Raw genomic sequence first — 16,174 nt, forward strand, 5'->3', positions numbered from 1 at the left:
CTCGATGGGTCGTTAGCTCAGCTGGTAGAGCAGCGGACTTTTAATCCGTTGGTCGCAAGTTCGAATCTTGCACGACCCACCATCGACGCCGAAGGGTCGTTAGCTCAGCTGGTAGAGCAGCGGACTTTTAATCCGTTGGTCGCAAGTTCGAATCTTGCACGACCCACCAGATGCCGAAAACAAAAAGCCTAGTCGATCAGACTAGGCTTTTTGCTTTTTAACCCCGCAGATTGGTGTCACGCGTTGTGACGCTGTCAGCCATACCCGCAGCACGCAGACCTTCAATCTTCCATGAGCGCGCTCACTGCCTGGTTTGTCCACGACGAGATTAGGCCATCAGGCAATGTCGGCACGCGACGCCTTGGCATTGTTATGTCATTGGCTACTGTCGCATAATTCCGCGATATTCCCATTAGAGAGAGTTGTCATGTTGAAGCGCACTGCCGGCTGCCTGTTGTTATTGTCTGGACTGGTCTGGGCCCAGACGCCGGAAGAGGAGGTGCTGTCGGCCCAGATGGCGTACCAGCAGGCGAGCCGCAGCGCCGACGCGGCGCAGCGGCGTCTGGACGCGGCACAGCAAGCCAAAAAGCTGGCCGAGGCACGGCTGGCGGACGCCCAGAACGAACTGCAGCGGCGCGAGAAGGAAGTGGGCGAGGCGTCGGCTGCCGCGGAGAGTGCGGCGCGCCAGTTGCAGGCCTCCGAGAAAAATCTGAAACAGGCCTGGCAGCACAAGGAAGGCGCCTTGCGCTGACGGCGCGCATCAAAAAAGGAAGGGGGCGTCAGTGCGCCCCCTTCGTTGCGATCAGTGCTGGGTGAGCTGGCGGTAGCGTTCCAGGTCCGCCTGCATCTTCTTGGCCTGGCTGGCGATTTCGCTCTGCCGGCTGCGGATGGCGGCATCGAGGTTAGCGGCTTGCTGGCGCAGTACCCCGAGGTTGGCCGTCAGGGTGGGCTGGGGCGGCTTGCCGCCTTTCTGCAGCGCCTCGATCTGGCGCGTCTGCTGGGCGATGTTCTGCTGCAGCGTTTTGCGGTCGGCCAGCAGGCCGTTGAGTATGCTCTGCTGCACGGCGAGTTGTCTTTCCCGTTCGCTGCGCAGTTCGTCTGCCGACTGGTAGCTTTCGACGAGCCCCTTGTCGTAGCGGGCCTGGTAGCGCTGGCGCGCCGCCTCGGCCTGGCTGGCCGCTTCGCGAGCCTCGCGCGCCGTGCGCTCCTGGGGCGTTTCCACCGAGTGCGTGACGTTGCCTTGACGGTTGAGTTCGACCAGGCCGCGCGGCGTCTGCAGCGGCGGGGCATCGCTGTAGTGAACCTTGCCGGATTCGTCGACCCATTTGTAAAGCGTGCCGCCGGCCAGGGCGGTTAGCGGCAGCAGGGCGAGCAGTAGTCCGGCAAGACGTGGCATGATCAGTCGTTCACTCCATATTGGGCGCGATAGGCGCGTACGGCGTCCAGATTGGCCGCCAGCTCGGGGCTGTCTTCAAGGAAGGCCAGCAGGTCTTTCAGGGTGGCGATGGCGACCACCGGCAGGCCGTAGGCCTGTTCGACTTCCTGCACCGCGGACAGGGCGCCGCTGCCGCGTTCCATGCGGTCGAGCGCGATGGCGACCCCGACCGGTTCGGCGCCGGCGTCGCGGATCAGCTTGACCGATTCGCGCACCGAGGTGCCGGCGGAGATGACGTCGTCGATGATCAGCACGCGGCCCTTGAGCGGGGCGCCGACCAGCACGCCGCCTTCGCCGTGGTCTTTGGCTTCCTTGCGGTTGTAGGCGAAGGGCACGTTACGGCCGGCTTCGGCCAGCGCCATCGAGGCACCGGCAGCCAGTATGATGCCCTTGTAGGCCGGGCCGAACAGCATGTCGAATTCGACCTTGCCGTTCATTATCGCTTTTGCATAAAAACGCGACAAGTTCAATGTGGACAGACCATCGTTGAACAGGCCGGCGTTGAAGAAATAGGGTGATTTCCGACCCGCCTTGGTGGTGAATTCGCCGAACTTCAGTACCTGCTTGTCCAGCGCAAAACGAATAAAATCCTGGCGGAAATCGCTCATATCGACCTCTTTGAAACATTAACCATTTGAAAAACCTGCCTTTGGCGGGAAGGATAACACGGGAGACTGTCTTGCTTCGAATCGTTTCGGCCAACCTCAACGGCGTCCGCTCGGCGGACAAGAAGGGCTTTTTCGACTGGCTGGCCGGCAGCCAGGCCGACCTGGTGTGCGTGCAGGAGCTGAAGGCGCAGCCGGGCGATCTGTCGCCGCGCATGCAGGCCCCGGACGGCCTCACCGGCTATTTCCACTGCGCCGAGAAGAAGGGCTACAGTGGCGTGGGCATCTACTCGCGCCACGAGCCGGACGCGGTGGTGGAAGGCTTGGGCATCGACTGGATCGATGCCGAGGGGCGTTACCTGCAGCTCGATTTCGGCGAGCTGTCGGTGGTGTCGCTGTACCTGCCGTCGGGCTCCAGCTCGGACGAGCGCCAGCAGGTGAAGTTCGACTTCCTCGACGTGTTCATGCCGCACCTGAACGAACTGCGCGCGGCCGGGCGCGATATCGTGATCTGCGGCGACTGGAACATCGCCCACAACGAGATCGACCTGAAGAACTGGAAGGGCAACCTGAAGAACTCGGGCTTCTTGCCCGAGGAGCGCGCCTGGATGGGCGAGTTGCTCGGGGAGGGGGGCTGGCACGACGTGTGGCGCCGGCTTTATCCCGAGGTGCCCGGCTACACCTGGTGGAGCAACCGCGGCCAGGCCTACGCCAAGGACGTCGGCTGGCGTATCGACTACCATATCGTTACGCCGTCGATGATGGAGCGCGCGCGCGCGGCGGCGGTGTACAAGGACGAGAAGTTTTCCGATCATGCTCCGCTGATCGTGGACTACGACAGGACGCTGTGATGTTCGACGACGAGGATATCTTCCTGCTCACGGTGCCGGGCTGGGGCAATTCCGGCCCGCAGCATTGGCAGACGTTGTGGGAGCGCAGCTACCCGCTGGCGCGCCGCGTGGAGCAGGAGAACTGGCTGTACCCGGAGCGCGACGCCTGGGTGGCGGCGCTCGCCCGTACGCTGGACGAGATCGACGGCAAGGTGGTGATCGCGGCGCACAGCCTGGGCTGCCACACCGCGGTGGCCTGGCTGTTGTCGGCGTCGCTGCTGGAACAGCGCAAGGTCAAGGGGCTGTTGCTGGTGGCGCCGCCGGCGCTGCCGATTACGCCGGAACGCGCGCTGGCCAGCGGCGAATTGCCGGCGGGGGCGCCGCTACCGGATTTCTCCGGTTTCGGCCAACCTTGGGCGCAGCGCCTGCCGTGCCCGGCGATCATGGTGGCTAGCCACGACGACCTGTTCTGCGAGTTTGCCGAAGCCGAGCGCATGGCCCAGGGCTGGGGGGTGACGCTGGTGGATGCCGGCCACGTCGGCCACATGGGCAGCACCGCGGGGCTGGGTAGCTGGCAGGAGGGGCAGCGCCTGTTGCAGCGGCTGATGCTGGCGTAGGGGAGCGAGCCCTCCTGGTGACGGAGCCAGCAAAAAGCCATCCAGGGATGAAGCGGATGGCTTTTTTTTACATCTTGGCAGGCTCAGCGTTCCACCGGTCGAGTGGGGTCGCTGCACCATTCGCTCCATGAGCCGGGATAGAGCCGGCTGCCGGTGAGGCCGGCGTGCTCCATCGCCAGCAGGTTGACGCAGGCGGTGACGCCGGAGCCGCACTGGTGCACCACCTCCGACCAGTCGTCACGCTCACCCAGCAACGCAATCCATTCCTGTTTCAACCTGTCCTTGTCCTTGAAGCGGCCGTCTTCGTCCAGGTTGCGCATGAAGAAGCGATTCAGCGCGCCGGGGATATGGCCGCCGACGGGATCCAGCGTCTCGCCCTCGCCGCGGTAGCGTTCCGGCGAGCGGGCGTCCACCAGCACGAAGGCGGGCTCGCGCAGGTTGGCGGCCACCGCGTCGACTTTGACGGCCTGCGCCAGCGCGGGGTGGCTGATGTAGCGCTGGGTGTGGCGACGCGGCAGGTCCCGCGTCAGTTCCCCCCCGATCGCCAGCCAGGCCGGCAGCCCGCCGTCGAGCACGGCGACGGCTTCATGCCCCAGCCAGCGCAGCAGCCACCAGGCGCGCGCGGCGAACATGCCGCCGGCGTCTTCGTACACCACCACCTGCCTGCCCGGCTTCACGCCGCAGGTACCGAGATCGACCGCGAGACGCTGCCCTTCGGGCAAGGGATGGCGACCGTTGCGGCCGGTTTTGGCCCCGGACAGGTTGTAGTCGAGGTTGAGATAGTGGGCACCGGGGATGTGCCCCTTGTTGTAGGCGTGATGGCCATGATCGGGATCGCTGAGCTGGAAGCGGCAATCCAGCACGACGCGCTCGGCTGCCGGCAGGGCGGCGAGCTCGCTGGCGGAAATCAGCGTGGTAAACATGTTGGCTCTCCATACAGGGGCACGGGGAAGACGTGGGGGAGGCGGCAGACGGCAGTGTCGCGCACCGCTGGAACGAGCGGCGGAGCGCACTGCCAAAGACTCGACGATCAGCCTACCCAGAACGGCCGGGTGGCGGCCAGCCGCTGGGCGTCATGACCGAGCCTCAGGGGACGGCGTTGAGCGCGGCGATCAGCTTGTGCGCCAGGTCCGGCTGACCATGGTCGGCGCCGCTGCGGCGCGCCCCGGCCCAGATCGGACTGGGGAAATGGGCATCGTTCTGGAAGCGAGGGATCACGTGCCAGTGCAGGTGCGGCACCATGTTGCCGAGGCTGGCCAGGTTGATCTTGTCCGGCTTCATCACCTGGCGCACCGCGACCTCGGTGCGCAGCAGCCAGTCGAACAGGTGCTGGCGGTCGGCGGCGGCGAGGTCGCTCATTTCCTTGACGTGGGCCTTCCAGATGACGCGACAGAAGCCCGGGTAGCCGGGTTCGTCGACCAGCACCACCCGCAGGCGATCGTCCTCGAACAGGATGTTGCCGGCCGGCGAGGAGCAGAGTTCACAATACATGTCGGGGGAATCCGCGCTAAAAATTGAGTGAGGGAATGCTTCATTGTAGCGGCCGGCATCGCCGGCCGCTGTCGTACCGCGCCACTCGACGGCGGCCGGGTGGTGGCTCGGCGTTGGGCAGGGGTTACAGCCGGTAGGCGCTGACCACCTGGCGCATGCGCCCGGAGACCTCTTCCAGGCGCTCGGCCAGCGCCGCCGCCTGGGTCGCCGCGCTGCTGTTCTCCTCGGCCATGCGCGCCACCTGTTCCACCTGCTGGGCGATGGTGGTGGTCGCCTCGCCCTGTTCGCGGATCGCGGCGGTGATCTCGGCTACCAGCCGCACACTGTGGCCGGACGACTCGGAGATGCTGCCCATCGACTGCTGCGCCGAGTTGGCGCCGGAGACGCCCTGTTCCACCCGTGCCACGGCGTGTTGCATGCGCTCGACCGCGCTGCCCGACACGTTCTGGATGGCGCCGATGATGGTGCCGATTTCCTGCGTCGAGGCGGCGGTGCGTTCGGCCAACTTGCGTACCTCGTCGGCCACCACGGCGAAGCCGCGGCCCGACTCGCCGGCGCGCGCCGCCTCGATGGCGGCGTTGAGCGCCAGCAGGTTGGTCTGGTCGGCGACGTCGCGGATCACGTTGATCACGGAGGCGATCTCCTTGCTCTTGGCGTCGAGCTGGCGGATGTCTTCGGCGGCGGTATCCACCGCGGCGGCGATGGAATGGATGTCGCTGACGGTCTGGCCGATCACCTGGCGCCCGCTCTCGGCGCGGTCGCCGGCTTCGCTGGAGAGCTGGCGGGCTTCGCCGGCGCGTTCCGCGACGTGGCTGATGCTGACGGTCATTTGCTCCACCGAGGCGGCCATGTGCGAGGACGACTCGCTCTGCGCCCCGGAACTCTTGGCGACCTGCTGCGAGGCGCCGAGCAGTTCGGACGAGGTCTGGCCCACTTCCTGCACGCCGGTTTGCAGGTTGCGCAGACTGTCCTGCAGGCGGGCGATGAGCTGATTGAAGGCACGCAGGGTCTGGCTGACTTCGTCGTTGCCGTGCACTTCGGCGCGGCGGGTGAAGTCGAGAGAGGATTCGATGGCGCTGATGGTGCCCTGGGCGTTGGCCAGCCCGACGCTGATCTGGCGGGCGATCAGCCAGCCCAGCAAGCCGGTCAGGAGCAGGATCGCCAGCACGGCGCCGCCGACGATGAGCTTGGCCTGCTGCACGGTATTGTCGGCGCTGTCGGAGCGCTGCTGGGCCTGTTGCACCTTGTATTCCAGTTCCTGGTTGAGCGCGGCCACGGTCTGGTCACCCAGTACCTTGAGCTGGTTGAGCTTGGCGTAGGCTTCGTCCTTGCGGTACAGGCCGGACAGTTCCACGGCCTTGTCCGCTTCCTTCAGATAGCCTTGCAGCGAATTGGAAGAGGCCTTGAACAGGGCGAGGTCGCGCTCGTCGCTGCCGATCAGCCCCTCGTAGTCCTTGAGCGCCTTGTTCAGCGCTTGACGCTGCTGCTTGAGCACGCTGTCCAGCTGCTGGATCTGGTTGGAGTCGGTGGTCAGGATGTGGTTGAGGATGCTGGTGCGCATCGCCAGCAATTCGATGATGACATTGTCCAGCTTGCGCAGGCTGGGGATGGTGTCTTCGTTGACGGTTTTGAGGCTCTGGTGAACGGTGCCCAACTGCTGCAGCGCCATACCCCCGATGAAGACGCTGCCGATGATGGCGGCTGCGATCAGGATCATCAGCCGGTGTGCGATTTTCATTCTCTCCCCTTTATTGTCGTGACGGTGCGGTGGACCGTCCGCGGGCCAGTATAGGCCATCTGCATGGTGTAATGAAGGGATTACCCAGGGGGCGGGAACGGCGCCCGGCGCGGCGGCGCCGGGTGATCTCGAGCAGGGGACGGGCTGGATTCAGTCGCCGATAACGGCCTTGCTGTAGCTGGCGCGCTCCATGTCGCGGACTTCGACGCTCAGCTGCACTTCGGCGCCGGGCAGCGTCAGTCCGGCGCGCTGCAGCACCGCCAGCAGGCTGGCGGACAGCCCCTGCTTGCACTCCGGGGTGCGTCCGGAGAGGAGCGCCAGCGTGACGTGGGCAAAGGCGCGCGGCGCGGGTTCGATGCCGATGCGGTAGTGCTCCAGCCGGCAGGCCCGGCTCTTGATGTCGTTTTCAGCGAACTGACCGGACTCGACCAGTTGGCGGTTCAGTGCCAGCAGGGTGTGGTCGGCGTCGAGCGTGGTGAGGTTGCTGCTGTAGTCGAGCGTGAGGTGGGGCATGCGGCGGCTCCGTGTGGGGAAAAATGTCATGATAGACGAGCCCGGCGCTCGGCGGGGCGGTGAGCGGCGGGGGGCGTTGCCAATAAAAAAGCGGCCCTGGCAGGCCGCTTTTTACTGGCGCGGAGCGCTTACAGCAGCACCCGCTCGATGCCGCCGTTGCGCGCCTTCTCGACGTACTCGGGCATCCAGTTTTCGCCCAGCACGTGCTTGGCGATCTCGATCACGATGTAGTCGGCCTCGGTGCCGGTGTCCTCGCCGTAGCGCGACAGGCCCTGCAGGCAGGACGGGCAGGAGGTCAGCAGCTTCACCGGTTTCTCCTGCGGCTGGCCCTCGGTCAGGAGCGCCAGGTCCTTCTCGATTTCTTCCTGCTTGCGGAATTTCACCTGGCTCGAGATGTCCGGGCGGCTCACCGCGAAGGTGCCCGATTCGCCGCAGCAGCGGTCGTTGAGCTTGACGCCGCCGCCGAGCAGGCTGTTGGCCACGTCGAGCGGCTGGTAGGCCTTGATCGGGGTGTGGCAGGGGTCGTGGTACAGGTACTTCTGACCGCTTACGCCGTCGAGCTTGACGCCCTTCTCCATCAGGTACTCATGGATGTCGAGGATGCGGCAGCCCGGGAAGATGTCCTCGAAGCGGTACTGCGTGAGCTGGTCGTAACAGGTGCCGCAGCTCACCACCACGGTCTTGATGTCGAGGTAGTTGAGCGTGTTGGCCAGGCGGTGGAACAGCACGCGGTTCTCGGTGGTGATCTGCTCGCCCTTGTCGGCGTGGCCGGCCGAGGTCTGCGGGTAGCCGCAGCACAGATAGCCCGGCGGCAGTACGGTCTGGGTGCCGACGTGCCACAGCATCGCCTGGGTGGCGAGGCCGACCTGGCTGAACAGGCGCTCCGAGCCGCAGCCGGGGAAATAGAACACCGCCTCGGCGTCTTCCGCTACCTGCGGATTGCGGATCACCGGCACGACGTTCGGATCCTCGACGTCGAGCAGGGCGCGCGCGGTCTTCTTCGGCAGGCCGCCCGGCATCGGGCGATTGATGAAGTGGATCACCTGCGCCTTGATGGGCGCCTTGCCGAGCGTGGCTGGTGGCTGTTCCTTCTGCTTGCCGATCAGACCGAACTTCTTGGCCAGGTTGTGGCCGAGCCGCTGCGCCTTGTAGCCGATGTCGATCATGCCGACGCGCATCGCCTTGATGGTGGCGGGGTCCTTGACAGTGAGGAAGGTCATGCCGAGCGCGGTGCCGGGGTTGAACTTCTTGTTGCCGGTCTTCCTGAGGAAGTTGCGCATCGCCACCGAGACGTCGCCGAAGTCGATCTTGACCGGGCACGGCTTGACGCAGCGGTGGCACACGGTGCAGTGGTCGGCCACGTCGGACAGCTCGTCGAAGTGCTTGAAGCTGACGCCACGGCGGGTCTGTTCCTCGTAGAGGAAGGCTTCGGTGAGCAAACCGGTGCCGAGAATCTTGTTGCGCGGGCTGTACAGCAGGTTGGCGCGCGGCACGTGGGTGGAGCACACCGGTTTGCACTTGCCGCAGCGCAGGCAGTCCTTGACCGAGGCGGAGATTTGGCCGATGTCGGACTGCTCGAGGATCAGCGATTCGGCACCCAAGAGCTCGAACGACGGGGTGTAGGCGTTGGACAGGTCGGCGCCCGGCAACAGCTTGCCGCGGTTGAAGTGGCCGTTGGGGTCGACCTGCTGCTTGTAGGCGGCGAACGGCGCCATTTCCTCGGCGGTGAGGAATTCCAGCTTGGTGATGCCGATGCCGTGCTCGCCGGAGATCACGCCGTCGAGGCCGCGCGCCAGCGCCATGATGCGCGCCACGGCGTGGTGCGCGGTCTGCAGCATGTCGTAGTCGTCGGAGTTGACCGGCAGGTTGGTGTGCACGTTGCCGTCGCCGGCGTGCATGTGCAGCGCCACGAACACGCGGCCGCGCAGCACCTTCTGGTGGATGGCCTTGATCGCGGCCAGGATCGGCGCGTCGGTCTTGCCGGAGAACAGCGTCTCGAGGTCGGCCAGCAGTTCCTGCTTCCAGCTCACGCGCAGCTGGAAGTCGCGCATCGCGATGAACACCGAGGCGGGGTTGGCCGAAGCCTCTTCCAGCGGGGCCTCCGGCCACTGCGTGCGGTAGTCGGCGAGCGGCGCGTCGAGGTGGTCGAGCAGCCACTGCCAGCGCGTGCGCACGGCGCCGATCAGCTCCAGCGCGCTCTGGCGGCGCTCGCCGATCAGCTCGTCGGCCGACACCGCGCTGTTCTCGGCATCCACCGGCAGGCGGCCGTGGAAGTACTCGGTGAGCTGGTCCAAGAGGCGCACCTTGTTGGCGATCGACAGCTCGATGTTGATGCGCTCGATGCCGTCGGAGTAGTCGCCCAGGCGCGGCAGCGGGATCACCACGTCTTCGTTGATTTTGAAGGCGTTGGTGTGCTTGGCGATGGCGGCGGTGCGGGCGCGGTCGAGCCAGAACTTCTTGCGCGCCTCGGCGGTGACGGCGATGAAGCCTTCGCCGGAACGGGCGTTGGCGAGCTTGACCACGTGGCTGGCGGTTTCCGCCACGGCGTTCTCGTCGTCGGAGACGATGTCGGCGATCAGCACCATCTTCGGCCGACCCTTGGACTTGGCCTTGGTGGCGTAGCCGACGGCGCGCACGTAGCGCCAGTCGAGGTGCTCCAGGCCGGCCAGTTGCACGCCGGCCGCCAGACCGGCGCCGCCGGCCTTGAAGTAGTCGGTGATCTCGACGATGGCGGGGGTGGCCTGCGCCACGGTGCCGAAGAATTCCAGGCAGACGGTGCGGGCGTGCTTGGGCATGCGGTGCAGCACGAAGCGCGCGCTGGTGATGATGCCGTCGCAGCCTTCCTTCTGGATGCCGGGCAGGCCGGCGAGGAACTTGTCGGTGACGTCCTTGCCCAGGCCGACCTTGCGGAAGGTGCGGCCGGGGATCGCCAGTTCACGGCTCTCCAGCACGGTCTGGCCGTCGTCGGCCAGCTTGCTGACGCGGAAGGTGGCGGTGTCGACGTCATGGATCTTGCCGAAGTTGTGGCCGATACGCTCGATGAACAGCCAGTTGCCGTCCGGGTCGACCATCTTCCACGAGGCCAGGTTGTCGAGCGCGGTGCCCCACAGCAGCGCTTTCTTGCCGCCGGCGTTCATCGCCACGTTGCCGCCGATACAGGAGGCGTCGGCCGAGGTCGGGTCGACCGCGAACACCACGCCGGCGGCGTGGGCGGTTTCCTCGACGCGGCGCGTCACCACGCCGGCGCCGCACTGGATGGTGGGGTGGCGGCCGGTGAGGCCGGGCAGGGTGATGTACTCGACGCCGTTGTGGCGGTCGAGCTTCTCGGTGTTGATCACCGCCGACAGGCGGTCGAGCGGCACGGCGCCGCCGGTGTAGCCGGTGCCGCCGCCGCGCGGGATGATGGTCAGGCCGAGTTCGATACAGGCCTTCACCAGCGGGGCGATCTCGGCCTCGCTGTCCGGGCACAGCACCACGAACGGGTATTCGACGCGCCAGTCGGTGGCATCGGTGACGTGCGACACGCGCGCCAAGCCGTCGAACAGGATGTTGTCCTTGCGGGTGTGACGCGTCAGGCGCTTGAGGATGCGCGCACGCAGCTCGCGGGTGTCGTTGAACTGCTGCTCGAAGCGGGTCACGGCGTTGCCGGCGGCGGCCAAGAGCTGGCCCACCTTGTCGTTGCCGACGCGGCGCTTTTCCACTTCGGCGAGGCGATGGCGCATCGCCCCGGTCAGCGCCGCCAGGCGTTTGGGGTTGTCGAGCAGGTCGTCGACCAGGTAGGGGTTGCGGTCCACCACCCAGATGTCGCCCAGCACCTCGAACAGCATGCGGGCGGAACGGCCGGTCTTGCGCTCGCCGCGCAGCGATTCCAACAGCTGCCACATGTCCTCGCCCAAGAGGCGGATCATGATTTCACGGTCGGAAAAAGAGGTGTAGTTGTAGGGAATCTCACGTACGCGCTGGTGGGCGGTGGCGTTCATCGTGCTCTGGACTCGACAAGGTTTTGGATAATAACGACAAATTTTACCGCAATTGCTGCGCCGCGAAAAATGCCGCTCACGTCATGGTTATAGCGTCGTCGGCTATATGCGGCTGAATTGGCGATTGTCGGACAATGCGTACCTCGGGTTGAGGGGGTGGGGAGGCTCGCGATGCCACGGAGGCGGAGCGTCCTGGCGCTTGAGCTGCGTGCCGCGGGCGGCGTGGCGTGACGGCCGGCGCATCGCGTCGCGGTTCGTCCCTGGCAGGGAATGACACGGCGGCGAGACGCTGTTCTAACGCTGCATCCGGCAGAGCCCGACCTCCGCCGCAAAAAGACCTCGAACAGGCTTTAAGACGCAGGCGAAGGGCCGGGGTTCAGGCCCGGCCACTCTCCCGGCGACGCCTTATCGGGCCGGGCCTGGTGCGGCGTGGCGGGCGGCCAGGGTTTCGGCCAGCGCCAGCGCCTCGAACAGGCTGCCGGGGTCGGCACGGCCGCTGCCGGCGAGATCCAGCGCGGTGCCGTGGTCGACCGAGGTGCGGACGATGGGCAGCCCCAGCGTGACGTTGACGCCCTGGCCGAAGCTGGCGTGCTTGAGCACCGGCAGGCCCTGGTCGTGGTACATCGCCAGCACCGCGTCGGCCTGGGCCAGCTTGTCGGGGTTGAACAGCGTGTCGGCCGGCAGCGGGCCGATCAGGTGCATGCCGTCGGCGCGCAGCGTGGCTAGCACCGGTTCGATCACCTCGATTTCCTCGCGCCCCAGGTGGCCGCCTTCGCCGGCGTGCGGGTTGAGCCCGGCCACCAGGATGCGCGGGGCGGCGATGCCGAACTTGCCGACCAGGTCGGCGTGCAGGATCTGCAGCACCTCGCTCAAGAGCGCGGGGGTGAGGGCGTCGGGCACGGCGCGCAGCGGCAGGTGGGTGGTGGCGAGCGCCACGCGCATGCCGCCGCCGACCAGCATCATCACCACGCGCGGGGTATGGGTCTGCTCGGCGAGGTACTCGGTGTGGCCGGAAAACGGCACGCCGGCGTCGTTGATCACGCCCTTGTGCACCGGTGCCGTGACCATGGCAGCGAACTCGCCCGCCATGCAGCCGGCGATGGCGGCATCCAGGGTGGCGAGCACGTAGCGGCCGTTGGCGGCGTCGAGCACGCCGGGACGGCTCGGGGCCGCGAGCGGCACGTGCAGCACTTCCAGCGTGCCGGGCGCCGGCGCGGCCTCGCGCCGATAGTCGGCCAGCATGAGTGGCAGCCCCAAGAGGCGCGCCCGTTCGGCCAGCAGCGCACGGTCGGCGATGACGATGCGTCGGCAGGCGCCGGGGGCTTCGGCCAACCTCAAGACCAGCTCGGGGCCGATGCCGGCCGGTTCGCCGGCGGTGATGGCGATGACGGGCGGGCGGCTCACTTTTCTTCCAGGCGGTCGTCGACGAAGGCCGAGTCGCGCAGCTGGCGTACCCAGTCGAGGTAGGCCTCGTCGATCTTGCGCGCGCGGATCTGCTGCTTGACCATCATCTTCTCGCGATCCTGCGCCACGTCCTGGGTGCGCTTGCCTTCGACCTTGATCAGGTGCCAGCCGAACGGCGAGCGCACCGGCTGGGACACGGTATTAAGCGGCAGCGAGGTCATGGCTTGTTCGAAGGTCGGGACGGTGTCGCCGAGGTTGACCCAGCCCAGGTCGCCGCCGCGGGTATTGCTGGCGTCTTCGGAGTAGAGCTTGGCCATTTCCTCGAAACTCGCCCCGCGCTCGATACGATCGCGGATCTGCAGCAGGCGCGTCTTGGCGTCGGCTTCGGAGACCGCCTCGTTGGTGCGCAGCAGGATGTGGCGCACGTGGTACTGCTCGACCATCAGCGGGGTATCGGCGCTGCGCTTTTCCTGCAGCTGGAAAATGAAGAAGCCTTGCTGGCTGCGGATCACGGTGGTGTGGCTGCCGGGTTGCATGGTTTCCAGCAGCTTGGTGAAGTCGAGCGGCAGGCTGGAGGCCGGACGCCAGCCCAGGTCGCCGCCCTTGAGGCCGTTGGGGGCGTCGGAGTAGGCCGCCGCCACCTTGGCGAACGGCTGGCCGGCGTCCAGCTCGGCCAGCGCCTTGTGCGCCTTTTGCGACTGGGCGTCGATCTGCTTGGCATCGGCACGCTCCGGCACGCTCACCAGGATGTTGGCCAGGCGATATTCGGAACGGTTGGCGGTCTGCTCGCTCTTCAGGACCTGCTCGACCTCGGTGTCGCTGACGTTCACGCGCGACTCGACTTCGCGCTCCTTGAGGCGGGACAGCAGGATCTGGCGGCGGATCTGCTCGCGGAAGGTGTCGAAGGTGACGCCTTCCTTGGCCAGCTGTGCCTTCATCGCCTCGAGCGTCAGCTTGTTCTGGCTGGCCAAGCGCTCCAGCGTCTGCTGCAGTTCGTCGTCGCTGACGCGTACGCCGTTGCTGGTGGCGTACTGCACCTGCACCTCTTCGGTGATCATCTGTTCCAGCACCTGGCGCGCCAGGACGTCGGGGGCCGGAGGCGTGACCTTGCGCGCCTCCAGTTCCATGACGGTGTCTTTGACACGTTTTTGCAGGTCGCTCTCGGTGATGGCGCCCTTGTTGACGACCGCGACGATGCGGTCCACCGCGCGTACCGGGGCCGCGTAGGCCGTGCCGAGGGTGGTGGCAATCAACAGGGCAAGCAGGGTTTTCTTCATGGTCATTGGCGTATGTCGTTGATTTTGCTGTAGCCGGGGATGGCCAGTCGCAGGGTGTCGAGCGGGTTGCTGCCGATGCCGCCGAGGTCTTTCAGCTCCAGTTGCAGGAAGACGGCATTCTTGGTCGCCGTGCTGGAAGACACGTAGCGTTGGCCGACCACGCGGGCGGTCCAGCAGCCGTCGTTGTACTCGAAGCCGGCCAGTTGTTCCAGTGGCTTCTTGTCTTGCAGCGAGTAGTTGTAGCGCGCCACGGCGTACCACTTCTTCGCCAGCGGCCACTGCCCTGCGATATCGACCTGGCGCAACGGGCCGGGAGTGCCGTCGGCACTGCCGACGTCGGTGGAGCGGTCGTAGCGGTAGCGGATGCTGGCGGTCTTGCCGGGCGTGGGGGTGTAGAACAGCTGCAGGTTGTACTGCTCGGTCTTGCTGAGCTCCTGGTTGTGCTGGTACAGGCTGTCGAAGCGCCAGCTCGGGGTGAGCTGGCCGGCCGCGCTGAACAGCAGGTCCGAGCTCTGGGTGCTGCGCTCGGAGGTGGTGCCGTCCAGCGTCAGGTTGTCCCGGCTGAAGTAGAACACCTGCCCCACCGACAGCCGCAGTTGTTCGCTGCCGGTCTTGTCGTCGAGGTAACGGGTGGAGAGCGCCGCGGTGAGCTGGTTGGCGCCGTTGATGCGGTCGGAGCCGGAGAAGCGGTTCTCGTTGAACAGCTGGGCAAAGTCGATGCTGTTCTCGGCGCTGTCGAAGTTGGGCAGGTCGTTCTGCTGCTTGCTCGGGATGTTCAGGTAGTAGAGGCGCGGCTCCAGCGTCTGGATGTAGTTGCTGCCGAACAGCGTGGTGGGCCGCTCGAAGTAAAGGCCGCTATCGGTGCTGAAGATAGGCAGGGTGCGCGTTACCTCGCGCGCTTTGTCGCTGCCGAAATCGTCCAGGCTGTAGCGGGTGTAGTGCACGCCGAGCTTGGGACGGAGATAGCCCCAGCTCTGGTCCAGCGACCAGGTCACGCTGGGGTAGCTGACCAGGCGGCTGCCTTCCTGCTTGGTGGGGTGGGTGAAGCGGGTCAGCTCGGCCTGCAGGTTGGCCGACAGGCCCGCCCCCAGTTCCTGGTTGGCGCTGGCGGTGAGCTGCGGCAGCCGGGCGTAGGGCACGTCGACCGGGGTGGTCGATTCCTGCAGCGTCTGGTAGCGCTGCGCCTTGAGCTGGGCGTTGAAAGTGCCGCTGTCCCACTCCGAGCCGTAGCCTAGCCAGGCTTCGCGTACCAGGTTGGTGCCGGAGGCGATGTCCTGGCGGCTGCCGAAGTCGTTGAAGTAGTCGTCGTCGGAGACGTAGTTGGCGTTGTAGCCCAGGTTGAAGCCGGAGCCGAGGTTTTGCGAGTGCTTGGCACTCCAGGCGTATCGGCTGCGGCCGGCCTCGTGGTCGTCCGGTATCTGCGTGGTGGCGATCTCGCCCTGGTAATCCGGCTGCAGGTAGCGGAATTCGGCGCCGAGCATGGCGCCGCGCTTGTCGTTGTAGCCTGGCGTGATCGTGGCGTCGTAGTTGGGCGCGATGTTCCAGTAGTAGGGCACGCTCAGTTCGGTGCCGTTGCTGCCGGTCTTGAACGTGGGCGTCAGCACGCCGGACTTGCGGCCGCCGTCGAGCGGGAAGTCGATCCAGGGGGTGTACAGGATCGGTACGCCCTGGAATTCGAACCGGGCGTTGTGGGCTTCGCCGACGTTGCTGCCGTAGTCGAGGTCGATGCTGGAGGCCTTGAGGTACCAGGAGTCGTCGCCCGGGCTGCAGGTGTTGGCGCGGGCCTGCAGCAGGCGGTACTTGTCGCGGCCGAGGAATTCGGCGCGCTCGCCGTTGCCGCGGAAGGTGCGCAGGCCCTCGGCGGCAGCGAAGTCGGGCTGTTCGGCGGTGCCGGTGCGGTTGGCCAGGTCGTAGTCGAGCTGGGTGCCGGAGACGCGGCTGCTGGATTGAGTCAGCGTGAAGTGATCGCCGGCGCGGGCGCGGTTCTTGGCCTGGTAGTACTCCAGCCAGTCGGCGGTGAGCGTCTGGTCGTCACGGCGTACCACCACGTTGCCGCGGGCCTTGATTTCGTTGTCCATCTGGCCGCTGAGTTCGTCGGCGCTGAGCTGGGTCTGACCGGCTGCGGGCGCGGTGTTCAGTTCTTCTGCCTGGACCGACGAGAGGGAGAACGCGGCGGCGAGCGCCAGCGTCAGCGGGGTGGGTTGTAAACGTGCCATGCACAAAGCCATATCTCGGGGGCAATCAGCGGTATAAAATCGCACAATTCTATCAGCACCGCAACGAA

The 16,174-nt window shown here is 66.2% G+C and carries 13 protein-coding genes and 2 tRNA genes; 5 read left to right on the top strand and 10 right to left on the bottom strand.

Going from position 1 to position 16,174, the window contains the following annotated elements; translation table 11 throughout:
• Nucleotides 1–6 precede the first annotated feature (6 nt).
• The 3 genes from AC3WG5_RS07785 (at nucleotide 7) to AC3WG5_RS07795 (ending at nucleotide 751) form a co-directional block, all read left to right on the top strand.
• Nucleotides 7–82: transfer RNA gene (locus AC3WG5_RS07785), tRNA-Lys, on the top strand.
• Between the two features lie 11 nt (nucleotides 83–93).
• Nucleotides 94–169: transfer RNA gene (locus AC3WG5_RS07790), tRNA-Lys, on the top strand.
• A 258-nt stretch (nucleotides 170–427) separates the two neighbouring features.
• Nucleotides 428–751: a hypothetical protein gene (locus tag AC3WG5_RS07795; RefSeq protein WP_492568332.1), complete on the top strand. Its 324-nt coding sequence runs from the start codon at nucleotides 428–430 to the stop codon at nucleotides 749–751.
• A gap of 51 nt (nucleotides 752–802) precedes the next feature.
• Here AC3WG5_RS07795 and AC3WG5_RS07800 read toward each other — a convergent pair whose 3' ends face one another.
• On the bottom strand, nucleotides 803–1,396 hold the full coding sequence (locus AC3WG5_RS07800) for a DUF4124 domain-containing protein (RefSeq protein WP_492568333.1): 594 nt from the start codon (nucleotides 1,394–1,396) through the stop codon (nucleotides 803–805).
• A 2-nt stretch (nucleotides 1,397–1,398) separates the two neighbouring features.
• Complete coding sequence (gene pyrE / locus AC3WG5_RS07805) at nucleotides 1,399–2,043, bottom strand: orotate phosphoribosyltransferase (protein ID WP_008955844.1); 645 nt, start codon at nucleotides 2,041–2,043, stop codon at nucleotides 1,399–1,401.
• A 71-nt stretch (nucleotides 2,044–2,114) separates the two neighbouring features.
• Here pyrE and AC3WG5_RS07810 point away from each other — a divergent pair, with 71 nt between their 5' ends.
• Entirely contained in the window at nucleotides 2,115–2,891 is a 777-nt protein-coding gene (locus AC3WG5_RS07810; RefSeq protein WP_492568334.1) for an exodeoxyribonuclease III, read from the top strand.
• Entirely contained in the window at nucleotides 2,891–3,487 is a 597-nt protein-coding gene (locus AC3WG5_RS07815) for an RBBP9/YdeN family alpha/beta hydrolase (protein WP_482583392.1), read from the top strand. The genes AC3WG5_RS07810 and AC3WG5_RS07815 overlap by 1 nt, the downstream gene beginning before the upstream one ends.
• Before the next feature lie 83 nt (nucleotides 3,488–3,570).
• Here the strand turns inward: AC3WG5_RS07815 and AC3WG5_RS07820 are convergent, their stop codons facing one another.
• The 8 genes from AC3WG5_RS07820 to AC3WG5_RS07855 form a co-directional block, all read right to left on the bottom strand.
• Nucleotides 3,571–4,410: a sulfurtransferase gene (locus tag AC3WG5_RS07820; protein WP_492568335.1), complete on the bottom strand. Its 840-nt coding sequence runs from the start codon at nucleotides 4,408–4,410 to the stop codon at nucleotides 3,571–3,573.
• 163 nt (nucleotides 4,411–4,573) lie between these two features.
• On the bottom strand, nucleotides 4,574–4,978 hold the full coding sequence (locus AC3WG5_RS07825; protein ID WP_008955848.1) for an HIT family protein: 405 nt from the start codon (nucleotides 4,976–4,978) through the stop codon (nucleotides 4,574–4,576).
• Between the two features lie 124 nt (nucleotides 4,979–5,102).
• The gene (locus AC3WG5_RS07830) at nucleotides 5,103–6,716 is read right to left on the bottom strand and encodes a methyl-accepting chemotaxis protein (RefSeq protein WP_482583389.1); all 1,614 of its coding nucleotides are present in this window, start codon (nucleotides 6,714–6,716) and stop codon (nucleotides 5,103–5,105) included.
• Between the two features lie 150 nt (nucleotides 6,717–6,866).
• Entirely contained in the window at nucleotides 6,867–7,229 is a 363-nt protein-coding gene (locus tag AC3WG5_RS07835) for a 5-carboxymethyl-2-hydroxymuconate Delta-isomerase (protein WP_492568336.1), read from the bottom strand.
• Between the two features lie 128 nt (nucleotides 7,230–7,357).
• On the bottom strand, nucleotides 7,358–11,209 hold the full coding sequence (locus tag AC3WG5_RS07840; protein WP_492568337.1) for a DUF3683 domain-containing protein: 3,852 nt from the start codon (nucleotides 11,207–11,209) through the stop codon (nucleotides 7,358–7,360).
• 405 nt (nucleotides 11,210–11,614) lie between these two features.
• Nucleotides 11,615–12,613 carry a 4-hydroxythreonine-4-phosphate dehydrogenase PdxA gene (gene pdxA / locus AC3WG5_RS07845; protein WP_492568338.1) on the bottom strand — a complete coding sequence of 333 codons (999 nt, stop codon included), beginning with the start codon at nucleotides 12,611–12,613 and terminating at the stop codon, nucleotides 11,615–11,617.
• Nucleotides 12,610–13,896: a peptidylprolyl isomerase gene (locus AC3WG5_RS07850; RefSeq protein WP_014085736.1), complete on the bottom strand. Its 1,287-nt coding sequence runs from the start codon at nucleotides 13,894–13,896 to the stop codon at nucleotides 12,610–12,612. The genes pdxA and AC3WG5_RS07850 overlap by 4 nt, the downstream gene beginning before the upstream one ends.
• Nucleotides 13,893–16,106: an LPS-assembly protein LptD gene (locus AC3WG5_RS07855; protein ID WP_492568339.1), complete on the bottom strand. Its 2,214-nt coding sequence runs from the start codon at nucleotides 16,104–16,106 to the stop codon at nucleotides 13,893–13,895. The genes AC3WG5_RS07850 and AC3WG5_RS07855 overlap by 4 nt, the downstream gene beginning before the upstream one ends.
• Between the last annotated feature and the right edge of the window lie 68 nt (nucleotides 16,107–16,174).

Source organism: Pseudogulbenkiania sp. FW507-F1 (assembly GCF_058781125.1).